This window comes from Anaerocolumna jejuensis DSM 15929, from assembly GCF_900142215.1.
Taxonomy (GTDB): domain Bacteria; phylum Bacillota; class Clostridia; order Lachnospirales; family Lachnospiraceae; genus Anaerocolumna; species Anaerocolumna jejuensis.
On record NZ_FRAC01000007.1, the window covers coordinates 15,592 to 29,910 of the forward strand.

At 41.2% G+C, this 14,319-nt stretch carries 15 protein-coding genes and 1 other annotated feature; of the genes, 10 read left to right on the forward strand and 5 right to left on the reverse strand.

All coding sequences use genetic code 11. The features are described 5' to 3' along the window. Nucleotides 1-136: 136 nt before the first annotated feature. From BUB77_RS03530 to BUB77_RS03570, 9 genes are all read left to right on the forward strand, one after another. A complete protein-coding gene (locus BUB77_RS03530) occupies nucleotides 137-607 on the forward strand; it encodes a MarR family winged helix-turn-helix transcriptional regulator (protein WP_073273046.1) in 471 nt (156 codons plus the stop codon). Next, on the forward strand, nucleotides 607-2,334 hold the full coding sequence (locus BUB77_RS03535) for an ABC transporter ATP-binding protein (RefSeq protein WP_073273047.1): 1,728 nt from the start codon (nucleotides 607-609) through the stop codon (nucleotides 2,332-2,334). The genes BUB77_RS03530 and BUB77_RS03535 overlap by 1 nt, the downstream gene beginning before the upstream one ends. Before the next feature lie 2 nt (nucleotides 2,335-2,336). Beyond that, nucleotides 2,337-4,226 carry an ABC transporter ATP-binding protein gene (locus BUB77_RS03540; RefSeq protein ID WP_073273049.1) on the forward strand — a complete coding sequence of 630 codons (1,890 nt, stop codon included), beginning with the start codon at nucleotides 2,337-2,339 and terminating at the stop codon, nucleotides 4,224-4,226. A 57-nt stretch (nucleotides 4,227-4,283) separates the two neighbouring features. Then, nucleotides 4,284-4,335: a sequence feature (sodium ion sensor (DUF1646 type); this cis-regulatory element may regulate processes involved in with the transportation of sodium ions), on the forward strand. 60 nt (nucleotides 4,336-4,395) lie between these two features. After that, nucleotides 4,396-4,539, forward strand: a complete 144-nt coding sequence (locus BUB77_RS30955; protein WP_084123898.1) for an OadG family protein — start codon at nucleotides 4,396-4,398, stop codon at nucleotides 4,537-4,539. A gap of 113 nt (nucleotides 4,540-4,652) precedes the next feature. Beyond that, nucleotides 4,653-5,792, forward strand: a complete 1,140-nt coding sequence (locus BUB77_RS03550) for a sodium ion-translocating decarboxylase subunit beta (RefSeq protein WP_084123899.1) — start codon at nucleotides 4,653-4,655, stop codon at nucleotides 5,790-5,792. Nucleotides 5,793-6,315: 523 nt separating this feature from the next. Next, complete coding sequence (locus tag BUB77_RS03555) at nucleotides 6,316-7,713, forward strand: GNAT family N-acetyltransferase (protein WP_073273050.1); 1,398 nt, start codon at nucleotides 6,316-6,318, stop codon at nucleotides 7,711-7,713. An 82-nt stretch (nucleotides 7,714-7,795) separates the two neighbouring features. Further along, entirely contained in the window at nucleotides 7,796-8,179 is a 384-nt protein-coding gene (locus BUB77_RS03560) for a helix-turn-helix domain-containing protein (protein ID WP_073273051.1), read from the forward strand. A 150-nt stretch (nucleotides 8,180-8,329) separates the two neighbouring features. Then, nucleotides 8,330-9,205 (forward strand): methionyl aminopeptidase, encoded by an 876-nt coding sequence (locus BUB77_RS03565; RefSeq protein ID WP_073273053.1) that lies wholly within the window; start codon nucleotides 8,330-8,332, stop codon nucleotides 9,203-9,205. 38 nt (nucleotides 9,206-9,243) lie between these two features. Next, nucleotides 9,244-9,804 carry an NUDIX hydrolase gene (locus BUB77_RS03570; protein WP_073273054.1) on the forward strand — a complete coding sequence of 187 codons (561 nt, stop codon included), beginning with the start codon at nucleotides 9,244-9,246 and terminating at the stop codon, nucleotides 9,802-9,804. Nucleotides 9,805-10,001: 197 nt separating this feature from the next. On the opposite strand, the gene BUB77_RS03575 is transcribed toward BUB77_RS03570, so the two are convergent. From BUB77_RS03575 to BUB77_RS03595, 5 genes are all read right to left on the reverse strand, one after another. Further along, a complete protein-coding gene (locus BUB77_RS03575; protein ID WP_073273055.1) occupies nucleotides 10,002-11,240 on the reverse strand; it encodes an NAD(P)-dependent oxidoreductase in 1,239 nt (412 codons plus the stop codon). A gap of 402 nt (nucleotides 11,241-11,642) precedes the next feature. Beyond that, complete coding sequence (locus BUB77_RS03580; protein ID WP_073273056.1) at nucleotides 11,643-11,891, reverse strand: zinc ribbon domain-containing protein; 249 nt, start codon at nucleotides 11,889-11,891, stop codon at nucleotides 11,643-11,645. 15 nt (nucleotides 11,892-11,906) lie between these two features. After that, on the reverse strand, nucleotides 11,907-12,221 hold the full coding sequence (locus tag BUB77_RS03585) for a carboxymuconolactone decarboxylase family protein (protein WP_073273058.1): 315 nt from the start codon (nucleotides 12,219-12,221) through the stop codon (nucleotides 11,907-11,909). A gap of 2 nt (nucleotides 12,222-12,223) precedes the next feature. Then, nucleotides 12,224-12,427, reverse strand: coding sequence for a hypothetical protein (locus BUB77_RS03590; protein ID WP_073273059.1), 204 nt, complete (start codon nucleotides 12,425-12,427; stop codon nucleotides 12,224-12,226). Between the two features lie 33 nt (nucleotides 12,428-12,460). Then, nucleotides 12,461-13,063 carry a TetR/AcrR family transcriptional regulator gene (locus tag BUB77_RS03595; protein ID WP_073273060.1) on the reverse strand — a complete coding sequence of 201 codons (603 nt, stop codon included), beginning with the start codon at nucleotides 13,061-13,063 and terminating at the stop codon, nucleotides 12,461-12,463. Between the two features lie 284 nt (nucleotides 13,064-13,347). On the opposite strand from BUB77_RS03595, the gene BUB77_RS03600 reads away from it, so the two are divergent. Continuing rightward, entirely contained in the window at nucleotides 13,348-14,124 is a 777-nt protein-coding gene (locus tag BUB77_RS03600; RefSeq protein WP_073273062.1) for a polysaccharide deacetylase family protein, read from the forward strand. Nucleotides 14,125-14,319: the final 195 nt, after the last annotated feature.

The window sequence follows — 14,319 nt, forward strand, 5'->3', positions numbered from 1 at the left end:
GTGTTGACAAGGCTGCTGATATTTTATATACTAATTGTTAGACGTCTAACTATCGGAAAGAACGAATACCGGTTTCAGCAAATATTTCTATATGGGCAGTACCGCAAAAAAAACTTGCGGTATGCATGGGAGGGGCATGGATAACAGCGGTAGAGAACATCCGGATGATTATGGATATTATATCCAGAAGCTTGCGAAAAGCGTTAAATATCTGGCGGATGAGAATCTGACAGCACATAAGATAACCTTTGAACAGATAAAGGTTCTAAAGTTTTTGCAGCCATATACGCAGGAAAATCCAGCGAATCAGAAGGACATCGAGGTGATGTTTGAACTGAGGCGCTCCAGTGTGACCAGCATCCTTCAGAACATGGAAAGAAGCGGACTGGTGTCAAGAAGCGGTGACGCAGCCGACGGAAGGATTAAGCGGGTATGGCTTACAGAAAAGGGAAGGGAGCTTAACCTGTCCTTAAGAGGCTATCTGGAAAAGCTGGAAAAGGTTATCGTTTCCGGTATGACAGAAGAAGAAAAAGCATCTTTTAAGCAGCTGTTGAAAAGAAGTATACAGAATGTGGAGATGTTTATGGGAAGAAAGGGAGGTTGTTAATGTATAAAAGAATTCTTTCCTGTGTAGGAGAATATAAGAAATATGCCATTCTTACACCCCTGGTAATGGTCGGGGAAGTAATGATGGAGATTTTAATTCCCTTTGTAATGGCCAATATGATCGATAAGGGAATATTGGGAGAGGGAGGCGTCAGCTATATTGTAAAGATGGGAGCCCTAATGGTTGCCATGGCCCTTATCTCCTTGAATTTTGGCCGGATGGGAGCAAAATACGGAGCAAAGGCCGGCATGGGATTTGCTAAGAACTTAAGAAAGACAATGTTTGATAAGGTTCAGGATTTTTCCTTCTCCAATGTGGATAAATTCTCAACCTCATCTTTAGTTACAAGACTTACAACGGATGTTACCAATACCCAGAATGCTTTTATGATGGTTATCCGTATGGCTGCCAGAGCACCAGTTATGTTAATAGGAGCTACTGTTATGGCTGTTCTTATTAACAGGAGCCTGTCCGTCGTATTTCTCATTGCCATTCCGGTATTGGGAGTCGCTCTTGGCCTTATTATGAGCAAGGCTCATCCTAGATTTGTCAAGATGCTTAATTTATATGACAGAATGAACAATGATGTCCAGGAGAACCTGACAGGAATCCGTGTTGTGAAAGCCTTTGTAAGGGAGCCTCAGGAAACGAAAAAGTTTGAAGCCTCCGCTGATGCCGTAAGAAAAGCACAGATATTTGCTGAAAAATTAATTATTTTAAATGGTCCTGTCATGCAGTTCAGTATGTATGGCTGTATGATTGCTATCCTCTGGTTTGGCGGGAAAATGGTAATTGCGGGAAATTTTGAACTAGGACAATTATCCAGCTTTATCAATTACATTGGACAGATTTTAATGTCTCTTATGATGATTTCCATGATTTTTATTATGGTTATTATCTCCAGAGCTTCCATGACCCGTATTTACGAGATACTGGAAGAAAAGATTGACTTAAGTGACGAAGGCGCGGATTCAAAGCAGAAGGTGGAAGATGGCTCCATTGAATTCAGAAAGGTAGCCTTCAGCTATGCGAAAGACAAGGAAAATCTTACATTAAGTGATATAAACTTCACCATTAAGCCCGGAGAAACCATTGGAATCATCGGCGGAACAGGGTCTTCTAAAACTACGCTGGTACAGCTCATTCCAAGACTGTATGATGTGTTGGAGGGTGAAATTATCGTAGGCGGCCACGATGTCAGGGAATATACCTTAGAGCATCTTCGCAGTGAGGTGGCTATGGTACTCCAGAAAAATGTCCTGTTTTCCGGCTCTATCATAGATAATTTAAGATGGGGAAAGAAAGAGGCCACCAGGGAAGAGGTGGAGGAAGCCTGTAAGGCGGCTCAGGCCCATGATTTCATCATGTCCTTTCCCGATGGCTATGAGACTGAGCTGGGACAGGGCGGCGTTAACGTATCAGGCGGTCAAAAGCAGAGGCTCTGTATTGCCAGGGCTTTGTTAAAGAAGCCTAGAATCATTATTCTTGATGACTCTACCAGCGCTGTTGATACCGCAACGGATAAGAAAATAAGAGAAGCCCTGAAAGAAAAATTAAGCGGCACCACAACTATCATAATTGCCCAGAGAATATCCTCCGTCAGCGATGCGGACAGGGTACTGGTTTTAGAGGACGGCGGTGTGGATGCCTTCGATACTCCGGCAGCACTTATGGAAAATAATGAGATTTATAAAGAGGTTTATGAGTCCCAGCAGAAAGGAGCTTAACATTGAAAAAAGAAAAAGCAGTCAAACCGGGCAGCAGACCCCAAAATGCCGGAAAGACTTTAAAGAGAATTTTTCAGTATATGTCCCAATACAAGTTCCGTCTGGTTCTTATACTTGCAGGTATTGCAATAAGCTCTCTGGCACAGATAGCGGGAACTGCCTATCTGAAAAAAGTAGTGGACGGATATCTTGCACCCTTGTTAAAACAGTATGACAGCGCCTTGTTCCAGGGCTTTCTGAAAACACTTCTGAAAATGGCGGGAATCTATTTAACAGGTGTTATTTCGACCTATGTATACAGCAGGATCATGCTAAGCGTAGCTACCGGCACACTTTACCGGATTCGTACGGATCTGTTCCGTAAAATGGAATCCCTGCCGGTTAAATATTTTGACACCCATGCACATGGTGACATTATGAGCCGTTATACCAATGATACGGATACCTTAAGAGAGCTTTTCAGTAACACTGTTGCGAACTTTATCGCTTCGGCTATCAGTGTGACGGGTGTATTTATCATGATGCTGTACTTAAGCTGGCAGCTTACCATTCTGGTGGTTCTAATGGTACTGTTTATGATATGGATCATAAAGACCATTGGAAAAAAGAGCGGCGCGCGCTTTAAGGAGCAGCAGAAGTATCTGGGCGAAGTAAACGGCTATATTGAAGAAATGTTTGAAGGCCAGAGAGTAGTAAAAGTATTCTGCTATGAAAAAGAGTCCAAAGAAAATTTTGATAAAATAAACAATCAGCTTTGTGAAGCATCTACCAAGGCCAATGGCTCTGCCAGTGTACTGATGCCCATTATGGGAAATTTATCCCATGTATTGTATGCTATTACTGCAATATTTGGAGGTATCCTCTCCCTCTCAGGACATCTGACCATTGGTGCGGTAGTTGCCTTCCTTCAGTATACAAGAAACTTTTCCATGCCGATTACCCAGATGTCACAGCAGTTTAATTCCATACTGGCAGCCCTGGCAGGCGCAGAAAGAATCTTTAGTATGATTGATGAAGAGCCGGAGGTGGATGACGGCTATGTCACTCTGGTAAACGCCAGAGAAGAGCAGGGCGGAAAGCTTACGGAAACCAGTGATAAAACCGGTATCTGGGCCTGGAAGCATCCTCACAAGGATGGAACTACCAGCCTTACCAGGGTAAAGGGAGAAGTGGATTTTGACAATGTAACCTTTGGCTACAATGAAGAAAAGACTGTATTAAACGGTGTTTCCCTCTATGCAAAGGTAGGGCAGAAGATAGCTTTTGTAGGTTCAACCGGTGCAGGTAAGACCACAATTACAAATCTTATTAACCGCTTCTATGATGTGCCAGACGGCAAGATACGTTATGACGGAATTAATATTAATAAAATCAAGAAGGATGACTTAAGGCGTTCCCTTGCCATGGTCTTACAGGATTCCCATCTCTTTACCGGTACTGTTATGGAGAATATCCGTTACGGAAGGCCGGATGCTTCCAATGAAGAGATCATTGCGGCAGCCAAGCTTGCCAATGCCCATTCCTTTATCAAGCATCTTCCAAAAGGATATGATACCCTGTTAACAGCCGATGGAGCAAACCTTTCCCAGGGGCAGAGACAGCTTCTTACCATAGCAAGAGCAGCCGTTGCAGACCCGCCGGTATTAATCCTGGACGAAGCGACCTCCTCCATTGATACGAGAACGGAAGCCCTTATTGAAAAGGGAATGGATAGGCTTATGGACGGCAGAACCGTATTTGTAATTGCCCACAGACTGTCTACCGTGCGAAATTCCCACGCCATTATGGTATTGGAAAACGGCAGGATTATTGAAAGAGGAAATCATGATAACCTGATAGACCAAAGAGGAAAATACTATCAGTTATATACCGGGATGTTTGAATTATCCTGATAAGTACTTGACAGGGCAGAGCTATATTGTTACTATATGTAAAAATAATATTTATCCGGTTGGCAGCTGTATACAGCTGTTTCAAGATTTGGCTTTAGGGTGGAGAGCTTCTTATGGAAGCTCTCTTTTTTATTTCCATAAATGACCGGGAAAAGAAAGAGGTGGTAATGTGCCGGTAACGCAGGCTATTTTGTATGCACTATTTTGTATGCTGGTTGTTTTTCTTGTTCTGATTGCATTGTGGGCAATTATTAAGTTGTTTTCTTTTTGCTTAGGCATAATGGAAGGCAGAAGGCAGGGCAATAAAGAATAACCAGGGATAAAGCAGGAAGTAATAAAACGGCAGGAAGTAATAAAACAGCAGCAAGCAATAAAACGGCAGAAAGTAATAAAATTGCAGACGTGTAATAAAAGGAGGAGGATTTTATGTTAGCAGATGCTTTATTAAAATTATGGAGGGAATCGGGATACATGGCACTGGACTGGAAGGCTCTGGTCATGATAGTTCTTGCCTGTGTTTTGGTTTATTTGGCCATTGCGAAGAAATTTGAACCGCTGCTTCTTTTACCAATAGCCTTTGGTATGCTTTTGGCAAATCTTCCCCTTACGGGTATTATGAAGGAACCATTAAGTTCATCAGAAGCAGGAGGGCTGTTATACTATCTGTATCAGGGTGTCAAGCTTGGAATCTATCCATCCCTTATTTTTCTGGGAATTGGGGCAATGACGGATTTTGGTCCTTTGATTGCAAGACCAAGTAATCTCATTATTGGAGCAGGAGCTCAGTTTGGCATTGCGATAGCATTTGTAATAGCTATAGCATTGGGCTTTTTGCCGGGAGAAGCGGCTTCCATCGGCATTATCGGCGGAGCGGACGGACCAACGGCTATTTACCTGACCACTAAGCTTGCTCCGAATTTGCTTGCTCCCATATCGATTGCCGCCTATTCCTATATGGCTTTGATACCAATGATACAGCCGCCCCTTATGAAGCTGCTCACGACTAAAAAAGAGAGGGAAATTGTAATGGAGCAGTCCCGAAAGGTATCAAAGCTTGAAAAAATATGCTTCCCTCTCATTGTTTCCATTGTATGTATCTTACTTTTACCCTCTGTGGCACCCCTCATCGGCATGTTAATGCTCGGTAACCTTTTTCGTGAATCCGGAGTGACAGAGAGGCTTTCCGAAACGGTACAGAATGCCCTGATCAATATCGTTACCATATTTCTTGGAGTTACTGTTGGTGCTACGGCACAGGGAAGTGCTTTCCTTAAACCGGAAACAATCAAGATTATATTGTTAGGCCTTCTTGCCTTTATGTTCAGCACAGTAGGAGGATTGTTAATTGCAAAAATCATGAGTTTTTTATCCGGAGGAAAAATCAATCCCTTAATTGGCTCTGCCGGAGTTTCGGCAGTTCCCATGGCGGCCCGTGTAACTCAGGTGGAAGGCCAAAAGGCAAATCCCCGCAATTACCTGTTAATGCATGCCATGGGGCCCAATGTAGCAGGGGTTATCGGCTCGGCTGTGGCTGCCGGAATACTCCTTTCCCTCTTTGGAAAATAGCTGTCAGCTAATAGCATGGCAAACGCATGAAGGAAGTTTATGGAAGCGGACGATGACCAAGGAGGTTGTTTTGGAGTTTTGTTACGCGAGAACCCTTATTCCACTAAAACGGCAGAAAACGTAACTGGCAGGTAAATCAGTGCCAAACTCGCTGTAACAAATTTGGCTGTGTTAGTTATCAAGCTCAAACAGTGGCACTATTTTACCTAGTCACGTTTCCTGCCGCTTAAGTGTCATAAGGAACCTCTTAAGACAAAACTCCATAACAACCTCCTTGGTCATCTGTGTATATCCATTATTTGGCCTCATGTATTTGTCGCGAGCTAATAGCAGTAAACCTTGCTGGATATGTGTTTTATCTGGTATACTGGGAGTAAGAATAAGATTGTAATTTCCAGAGAATAGGATATACTTAAAGTAGAATGGCTTTCAATTATATAAAGCTATTATAAGTTGAATTTCCATATCAGTAAACTTAATTTAATTGATATCATACAGGATAAATACATGGCAGGGAGTATTTATGAAAATTGAGCGAGCGGTATTTGAAGATTTGGATGAAATTGTAAATATATTGGATGAAGTGACCTTAAAGCTTTTGGATGAAGGAATCCAGCAGTGGAAATATCCCTGGTATAAGGAAAATGTAAAGAAAGAACTGGATTATCAGTATGTAGTGCGAAAAGAGAATAATATTATTGCAGTATTCTCCATCAGGCCCCTTGGAAAGAATAACTTTATGGAAGAGGCAGGGGACAGGGATTATTACCTCTATCGAATTGCTATTATGCCCGAGTTTCAGGGAAAAAAAATCGGGGAAGCTATATTGCAATATGTCAGGAAGCTGTGCAGGAAGGATAAGCTGAACATATATCTGGACTGCTATGCCGGAAATGATAAGCTGAGAAAATTTTATAAAAAAGAGGGCTTTTATGAAGTAGGAAATTTCTCAGAGAAGGATTATAATATAACAGTATTCCGGTTTTTATGGAAGGATACGGCTGCAAAAAACCGGTTAAGAAATATTACAAAGAAAAGAAAAAGAGAGCTTCGGATTATCAGAAGAGCAGCAGTGGCCGTATTGCTGGTGGTTTTGATGATTAATAGTAAGAGTATAATCGGGTTCTTTGATCACAGAATCCAGATGACACCTGCTATTGTAGTTGGTGAGTTCACATATTGGAGGTATGGAGAAGAAAGCAGCAGAAAGCTTCCAAGCTATGCCGCCGAAATAGGAAAAATAGAGAAAGTAGTGTCAAAGGGCCAATGGCCGGTTCATTCTATGGAGGCGGTGGGGATTTCCGCAAATATGATAGGAAAGCAAGTCTATCAATCCAGTGATAAGAACGATGTCTACATTTATGATCATAATCAGTCCGCATATATAACCTTTAAAAAAGATTATCTGATTGATAATAATAATTACAGTAACGGTCTTTATGAAAAGCTTCTTAAGGCCTGTACTTCAAAAAAAGTAACCCCTTTGGATAAAATACCGTCGGATTATACCCTGGAGCAGGCCAGAAAAGACAAGCTTGCAATTTTAAATTACAAGGATTTAAAAGCAGTATCTGAAGGAAAAGAGAGTTGGGAGGCTTTTTTGGAAGCCGTTGATAAAGAAGGAAAAGCTTATATAAGAATTGCACGAATGGGAGAAGTCGGACAGGACTTTTATATTGACCTGTTCTATTATAAGAAGAATTATTATTACTTCCTATCGGGAAATCCGGACCGTTATAACGACAGATATTCCTATTTGTTAACAGAGGATTTACCACAGAGTGAGAATGATATTTACACTTTATATCTTTTAAGCCAGAATAACACAAAGGCAGTAACGGATTATTTAATGAATCAGGCAACGGATAGTAATGTGGCACTGATATTCTTTCAGAAAAAGGAAGAGGAAGCTTTACAGTAATTTTCCCAAACAATGAAAATCTGCAACTTATATCAAGAAAAATTTGATATGGTCTAGTATAATAAAGCAAAGGAGTGAGCGTATGTCATCAAAAGTAATAAAAAATATGGTAAACTGGATTGATGAAAATATAACAAATGAACCCACTCTGGAGAAGATGGCTGACTATATCGGTTATTCCCATTATTATTGCTCTGCCCAGTTTCATGAAGTGGTCGGAATAACCTTTAAGCAATATGTCTCTGAAAGACGATTAGTTCATGCCTTTCAGGAGGTTAAGGAATCCAATGAAAAGCTTCTTAATATTGCTTTAAAATACGGCTATTCCTCTCAGGCTGCGTTTACAAGAGCTTTCGTCAGCAATTTTGGCTGCACCCCCAATCAATGCCGGAAGGATATGGATAATTTATGCCTTGTGAAAGGGAAAGAGGATTGGTTGGAATATCATATTGCAGCTGTTGACTAACATATGCACAGTCGAAGATTGAAACTATACGAATACCCGATTGAAGATTGGATGTTGGGAAAGAAGATAGTTTGAAAAATGCGCTGCATTTTTCAAATTTCTATTTAAGCAGTATCGCAAGCAGGTTATGAGAAAGGCAAGGTTATAAATATGGAGAAAAAAATAGGTAAAAATGACCCATGCTGGTGTGGCAGCGGAAATAAATATAAATTCTGCCACCTAAGCTTTGATGAGAAAATAGAAGGCTTCAGAAGAAACGGTCATAAGGTTCCACCCAGAAAGATTATTAAGACACCGGAACAGATTGCAGGAATTAAGGAAAGCTGCAAGCTAAACATAGCAATTTTAGATTGTGTTGGAGAGCGCATAAAGGAAGGCATGTCAACGGAGGAAATTAACCGGATAGTTCATGAAAAGACCCTGCAATTAGGAGGAATTCCGGCTCCCCTTAATTTTAACGGATTTCCCAAGAGCGTTTGTACTTCTGTTAACAGCCAGGTCTGCCATGGCATTCCCTCAGAGGAAGATATTTTAAAAAACGGGGATATTATTAATGTGGATGTCTCCACTATTTATAACGGCTATTTTTCGGATTCCTCCAGAATGTACTTAATCGGTGAGGTAAGTGAGGAAAAGAAGAAGCTGGTTGAGGTTACAAAGGAATGTGTGGAAATAGGGCTGCAGCAGGTAAAACCCTGGGGCTTCTTAGGAGATATGGGGCAGGCAGTTAATGACCATGCCACAAAGAACGGCTACAGTGTAGTACGTGAAATCGGCGGACACGGCGTAGGACTTGAATTCCATGAAGAGCCATGGGTAAGCTATGTAAGCAGAAAAGGCAGAGAAATGTTAATGGTACCCGGCATGATATTTACCATTGAACCCATGGTAAATATGGGAACCAATGAGATATTTATTGATGAGGACGATGACTGGACGGTTTATACTGCCGATGGAAAACCTTCCGCACAGTGGGAGATTATGGTTTTAGTAACAGAGGAAGGCTACGAGCTTCTCTGTTATTAGAAAGAGCTCCTTCTTACTTTGAGAACCGGGGAGAGTACATGAAGCAGATTTTACTGAATATTATAAAGGGCTATAAGCCGGAGAATGAACAGGAAGAAGCGGATAAGGAGATTATGCTTGAATTTATCAAGGCATATGACAATTGTTTGCTTCGGGAAAATAAGATTGCGCATTTTACAGCATCTTCCTGGATTGTAAATGAAGACAGAACCAAGGTACTAATGATATACCATAACATTTATAAGAACTGGGCCTGGACAGGAGGGCATGCCGACGGGGAAGAGGATTTGCAAAAGGTGGCATTAAGAGAAGCCGGAGAGGAAACCGGTGTAAGCAATATACGTGCCTTGAGTCATGAACCCATATCCCTTGAGAACCTTTGTGTGGACTGTCATTATAAAAATGGAATATTTGTACCATCCCATCTGCATTTTAATGTGACTTACCTGCTTCAGGCAGATGAGAAGGAACAGGTAAGGATAAAGGCGGATGAAAACAGCGGTGTAAGGTGGGTGGATTGGCAGCAGGCACCCGCTATGACCAGAGAAGAATGCATGAAAGAAGTGTATAGTAAGCTGAATAGCAGGGCTCACTTTTAGTAATTTAGCAAATATATAAGAAGTCTGGATGAAATAGTAATGCTTATTCAAGTGCTACCCTTTTTTTAACTTGAACCTTCAAGTACATAAATTTGATGAGTACTTACCAGTTAAGTGAAATACTATGCAAAATTAATAATTTTAAAAATAAATCCCGAAATGAAGTGTTTCAATTCAGCTTCATTCCGGGGTTTTTATCAGGAGTGCTCCAAATATTCCTCTATAGCTTTTGCCACTACCTTTGACACCCGCACAGCTTCCACTACGGTTTTTGCACCGGTGACAACATCACCGGAGGCAAATACACCCTCTTTGGTGGTTCTGCCGAATTCATCCGTAACAAGAAGGCCGCGGTTGTTAATGTCAATGCCCTTAGAATTATTGACGATGTTTCTCCTGGGCTTCTGGCCAACAGCAAGTATAACGGAATCGCACTCAAAGAGACCTTCTGCCCCTTCCAGGATGTCCACTATTTCCCTGCCGTTCTCATCTGTCCCGGCAGCATAAGTCTGCTGGTATCTTACACCCTCGTCTATAATCTCCAAAGGCGATTGGTAAAAATTGAATTTAACACCGTCAAGCTTGGCATACTCTACCTCGACAGGTTCTGCGTCAATACTTCCGGCACCCTTCCGGTACATAATTGTAACATCTCTGGAACCATTTCTCAGGGCAGTTCTGGCAACATCCATTGCAACATTGCCGGCACCGATAATACATACCTTTTTACCCAGGGTGTAAACTTCAGGGCTTTTCAGATAATCAATAGCATAATGGACATGCCCCAGGGTTTCGCCCTTAAGCTTTAAAGTATTTGGATTCCATACACCTGTTCCAATAAATACAGCCTTGTAACCGTCCCGGAACAGGTCATCTACGGTAATAATCGGTCCAATCAAAGTATTGGGACGTATTTTAATACCCATCTCAATTAATTTATCCTTTAACTTATCAAGCAGGGCCTTAGGAAGCCGGAATTCAGGAATTCCGAAACGCAGAACACCGCCGATTTTATCGTGGGCTTCAAAAATAGTAATATTATAACCTTTTGCGGCAAGCAGAATAGCAATGGTAATGCCTGCCGGTCCGGAACCTACAATGGCAACTCTTTTACCTGTCCCTTTCCGGGGATAGGTATCAACATAGTTAAGGTAATAATCTGAAATATAGTTTTCCACCATCCCTACCTTAATCGGGTCACCTTTTTTTCCTAAGACACAGTGGCCTTCACATTGTTTTTCATGAGGGCACACAAGGGAACATATAACGGACAGCGGATTATTGTCAAAAAGCATTTCGCCGGCTTCCACGATACTGCCTTCCAGCAGGAGAGGTATAACCTCGTTGAAAGGGGTATTTACAGGACAGCCTGACTTGCATAATGGTTTTTTACATTGCAAACATCTTTTCGCTTCAGATATTACAATATCGGACATGGAAAGTCCTCCCTTCTAAATTAGCTTAAAATAAACCACTGATATTATAAAGGAAATCTGAAAGCTTGTATGTAATTTAGTCACAAAGCCAGAGGGAAGAAAGGTATTGATAACGTTAATAGAGAGTTGGGTATTAGTAGATTAATCAATTTTTGTAATTAATACAAACAGCTGCACTATATAAATAAAGGTTATAGATTATATAAAAGGGATTCATTATAGATATGTTATTTCACTGTAGATGATAAGAAGAAACTTTTTATTAATGAAAATTAAGAATTATTCTAGATATAAATATACATCATGGGATAGTTTGAAATTAAATATATGCTCCAACCATCCCATGAAATATCACCTAATTTAATGTTATAAAACTTGAATATTGCTATAACTAAACTGCCCTTATAAACTCACTGCATTTTCCCAGGCCGGCATCTTTTTCATCGTACGGATTGCCAGTTCATGAGCGGCATTTTCGTCCATTCCCTGAGTGCGTATAAGAAACTCGGTGGTGCCTTTTAACCTCTCTTCATAGGACTGCAGGGTTCCATCCTGTCTGGCACAATAGATACAATAATCCTTGCTTTCATCCTCTAAGGGATAATCGCTTTTCTTTGACATGGGCATTCCACATGAAATACAAACTTTCATAAGATATCCTCCTTTTTAAGATAGACTTTCGATACATTCCAGAGCCGGTACAAGACAGCTGGCAACGCCCTGGGTTCCTGATATGGCAAGGGTCATTATTATGGTATCCAGTATTTCTTCCCTGGATGCACCTGCCTGCTTTGCCATGGGGATATGGCTTGTTACAGCAGAAACATCACCCTGGGAAGACTTGATGCCAATAAATATGAGCTGCCTTGTTTTGTCATCCAGAGAGCCTTTGGCCGCAATGGCGGATAACAATCCGTTAAAAGCGTCAGAAACCTCCGGAGCTTCTTGCTTTAATACCATAAATGGGTTTACAGAAGCCATGATTATTTACTCCTTTCAAATGGGTCCACCCCAAGTCTGATAAGTTCTTCCAGACCAAGCTGTGTAATAAAATATTCTCTTGGATGTTCTTTATCCTGTTCAAACCAGCCAAGTTCAATCAGACGGTTAAAGAATCGGCCGCCCAGAGTACCTCCCAGGTGCTCATAACAGCTTTTGGCCTTAAGCGGTGCGGTTTGCTTGCCCATAGTATAACTCCTCCATTTCTGCGGTATTTGCAGTTACCAGTCATGCAGCGGTTTCTTTTCCTTTTCCAGCAGTGAAAGAAAAGCATCTGTCAAAGTATCCTTGTAGCGGCGGATAACATTTCCTTCCGGTGCAAATAAATCACCATTGGACAGATAATAATGCACCAGCCCCATCCACATGTTGAAAAGAATTCCGGCAGGAATAGAAGAGATGCCTTCCTTTTCAAGAGCCTTGCTGAAATGAAAGGATATGGCGGACTGTACCGTTATAAAGGCATCCCTTGCCTCTGGGGGAAGCATTCGGTTTTCAATGACCAGCCTTGTATAAAAGGGCTCGTATTCCGCAATTCCGTCTAAATGGGCCGAAAGCATTTCCTTTAAGGTGCTGCAGGAATCAGAAAGCTCATGAGTACGCATGGCTATCTGATTGCAATAGTACTGAACAACCTCTGCAATGAAAGCTTCCTGGGTATTAAAATGCAGAAAGACTGTTCCGTGGGATACATTGGCTGCAGCTGCAATATCGGACATCCTTGTACTTTGTATTCCTTTTTCGGAAAATATTTCATATGCAGTTTTGATAAGAGCAGCTTTCGTATTCTCTTTTTTTTGCTGTCTGGTTGTTTTGGTATTCATAAATGACTCCTTAATCACTGACTGTAAGGTCAGTATAAAACTTAAATAATTTTTTGTCAATACAAAAATGATTATATAGACAAAACTGGGATTGATTTATGGCACTCAAGTCAAACATCCTTGCTGAAAAATTCACAAAGAGAAAGTGAAAATGAGAGGAAGGTATGCCTGCGGTTTTTTCATTTCGACAGGGATTTAGTGAATAACGGAATTCCATAGGTTTTCAGTTATAGTTATGTGTAAATCCCAATATATTAGTACAAAGAGTTAATAGCGGTGAAAGAATGAATAATGAAGAAAAAGAAAAATTGAAGTTCTTTTGCAAGACAGGGATTATTGTCCTCTCCGTTATGGTGGTGTTTTTTGCCGGAATCCATTTTATTCCGAAAGTAGTTTCCGTAAGCGGAGGCAATATCAAAAAGATTCCAATCTACTGTGTGGACCAAAAGGAAAAGAAGGTTTCCTTAAGCTTTGACGCTGCCTGGGGTAATGAGCAGACAGCCACTATCCTTGAAATCCTGGCAAAGCATAATGTAAAAGTGACCTTTTTTATGACCGGGGGCTGGGTGGAAAAATACCCGGAGGATGTGAAGGCAATTGCTGCCGCTGGACATGACTTGGGAAATCACAGCGAAAACCACAAGCACATGTCCCAGTTAGCAAAGCAGCAGAGCATGGAAGAAATAAAAAGCCCCCATGATAAGGTAAAAGAGCTGACAGGGATTGATATGAATCTGTTCCGGGCTCCTTATGGAGATTATAACAATACTCTGATAGAGGCTGTTAAAGATTCCGGTTATTACTGCATTCAATGGGATGTAGACAGCTTGGATTGGAAGGATTACGGCGTGGATTGCATTGTAAAGAATATATTGGATAATAAACATCTGGGAGATGGTTCAATTATCCTTATGCACAACGGGGCAAAATATACTCCTGCTGCGCTGGAGGCAGTCATTACAGGATTACAGGATAAGGGATATGAAATCGTTCCGATTTCACAGTTGATATATACAGGGGAATACACCATTGACCATGAGGGAAGGCAATTTGCTAAGTAGGATACGGAGATTAACCTTGGAAAGGGATATAAGCTCCTAAAACATATGCCGGTTTTGTATGCTAAATCAAACAGAATTGATTTTAGATAGAATACAAAACCGGAACATTTTATTCGCTAATGTGCAGCAAGGCTTTCTCTGTTATTGGGTTTAAGCTACAGCAGGAAGACCTTCCTTAATATTAGTTTGAGGCTA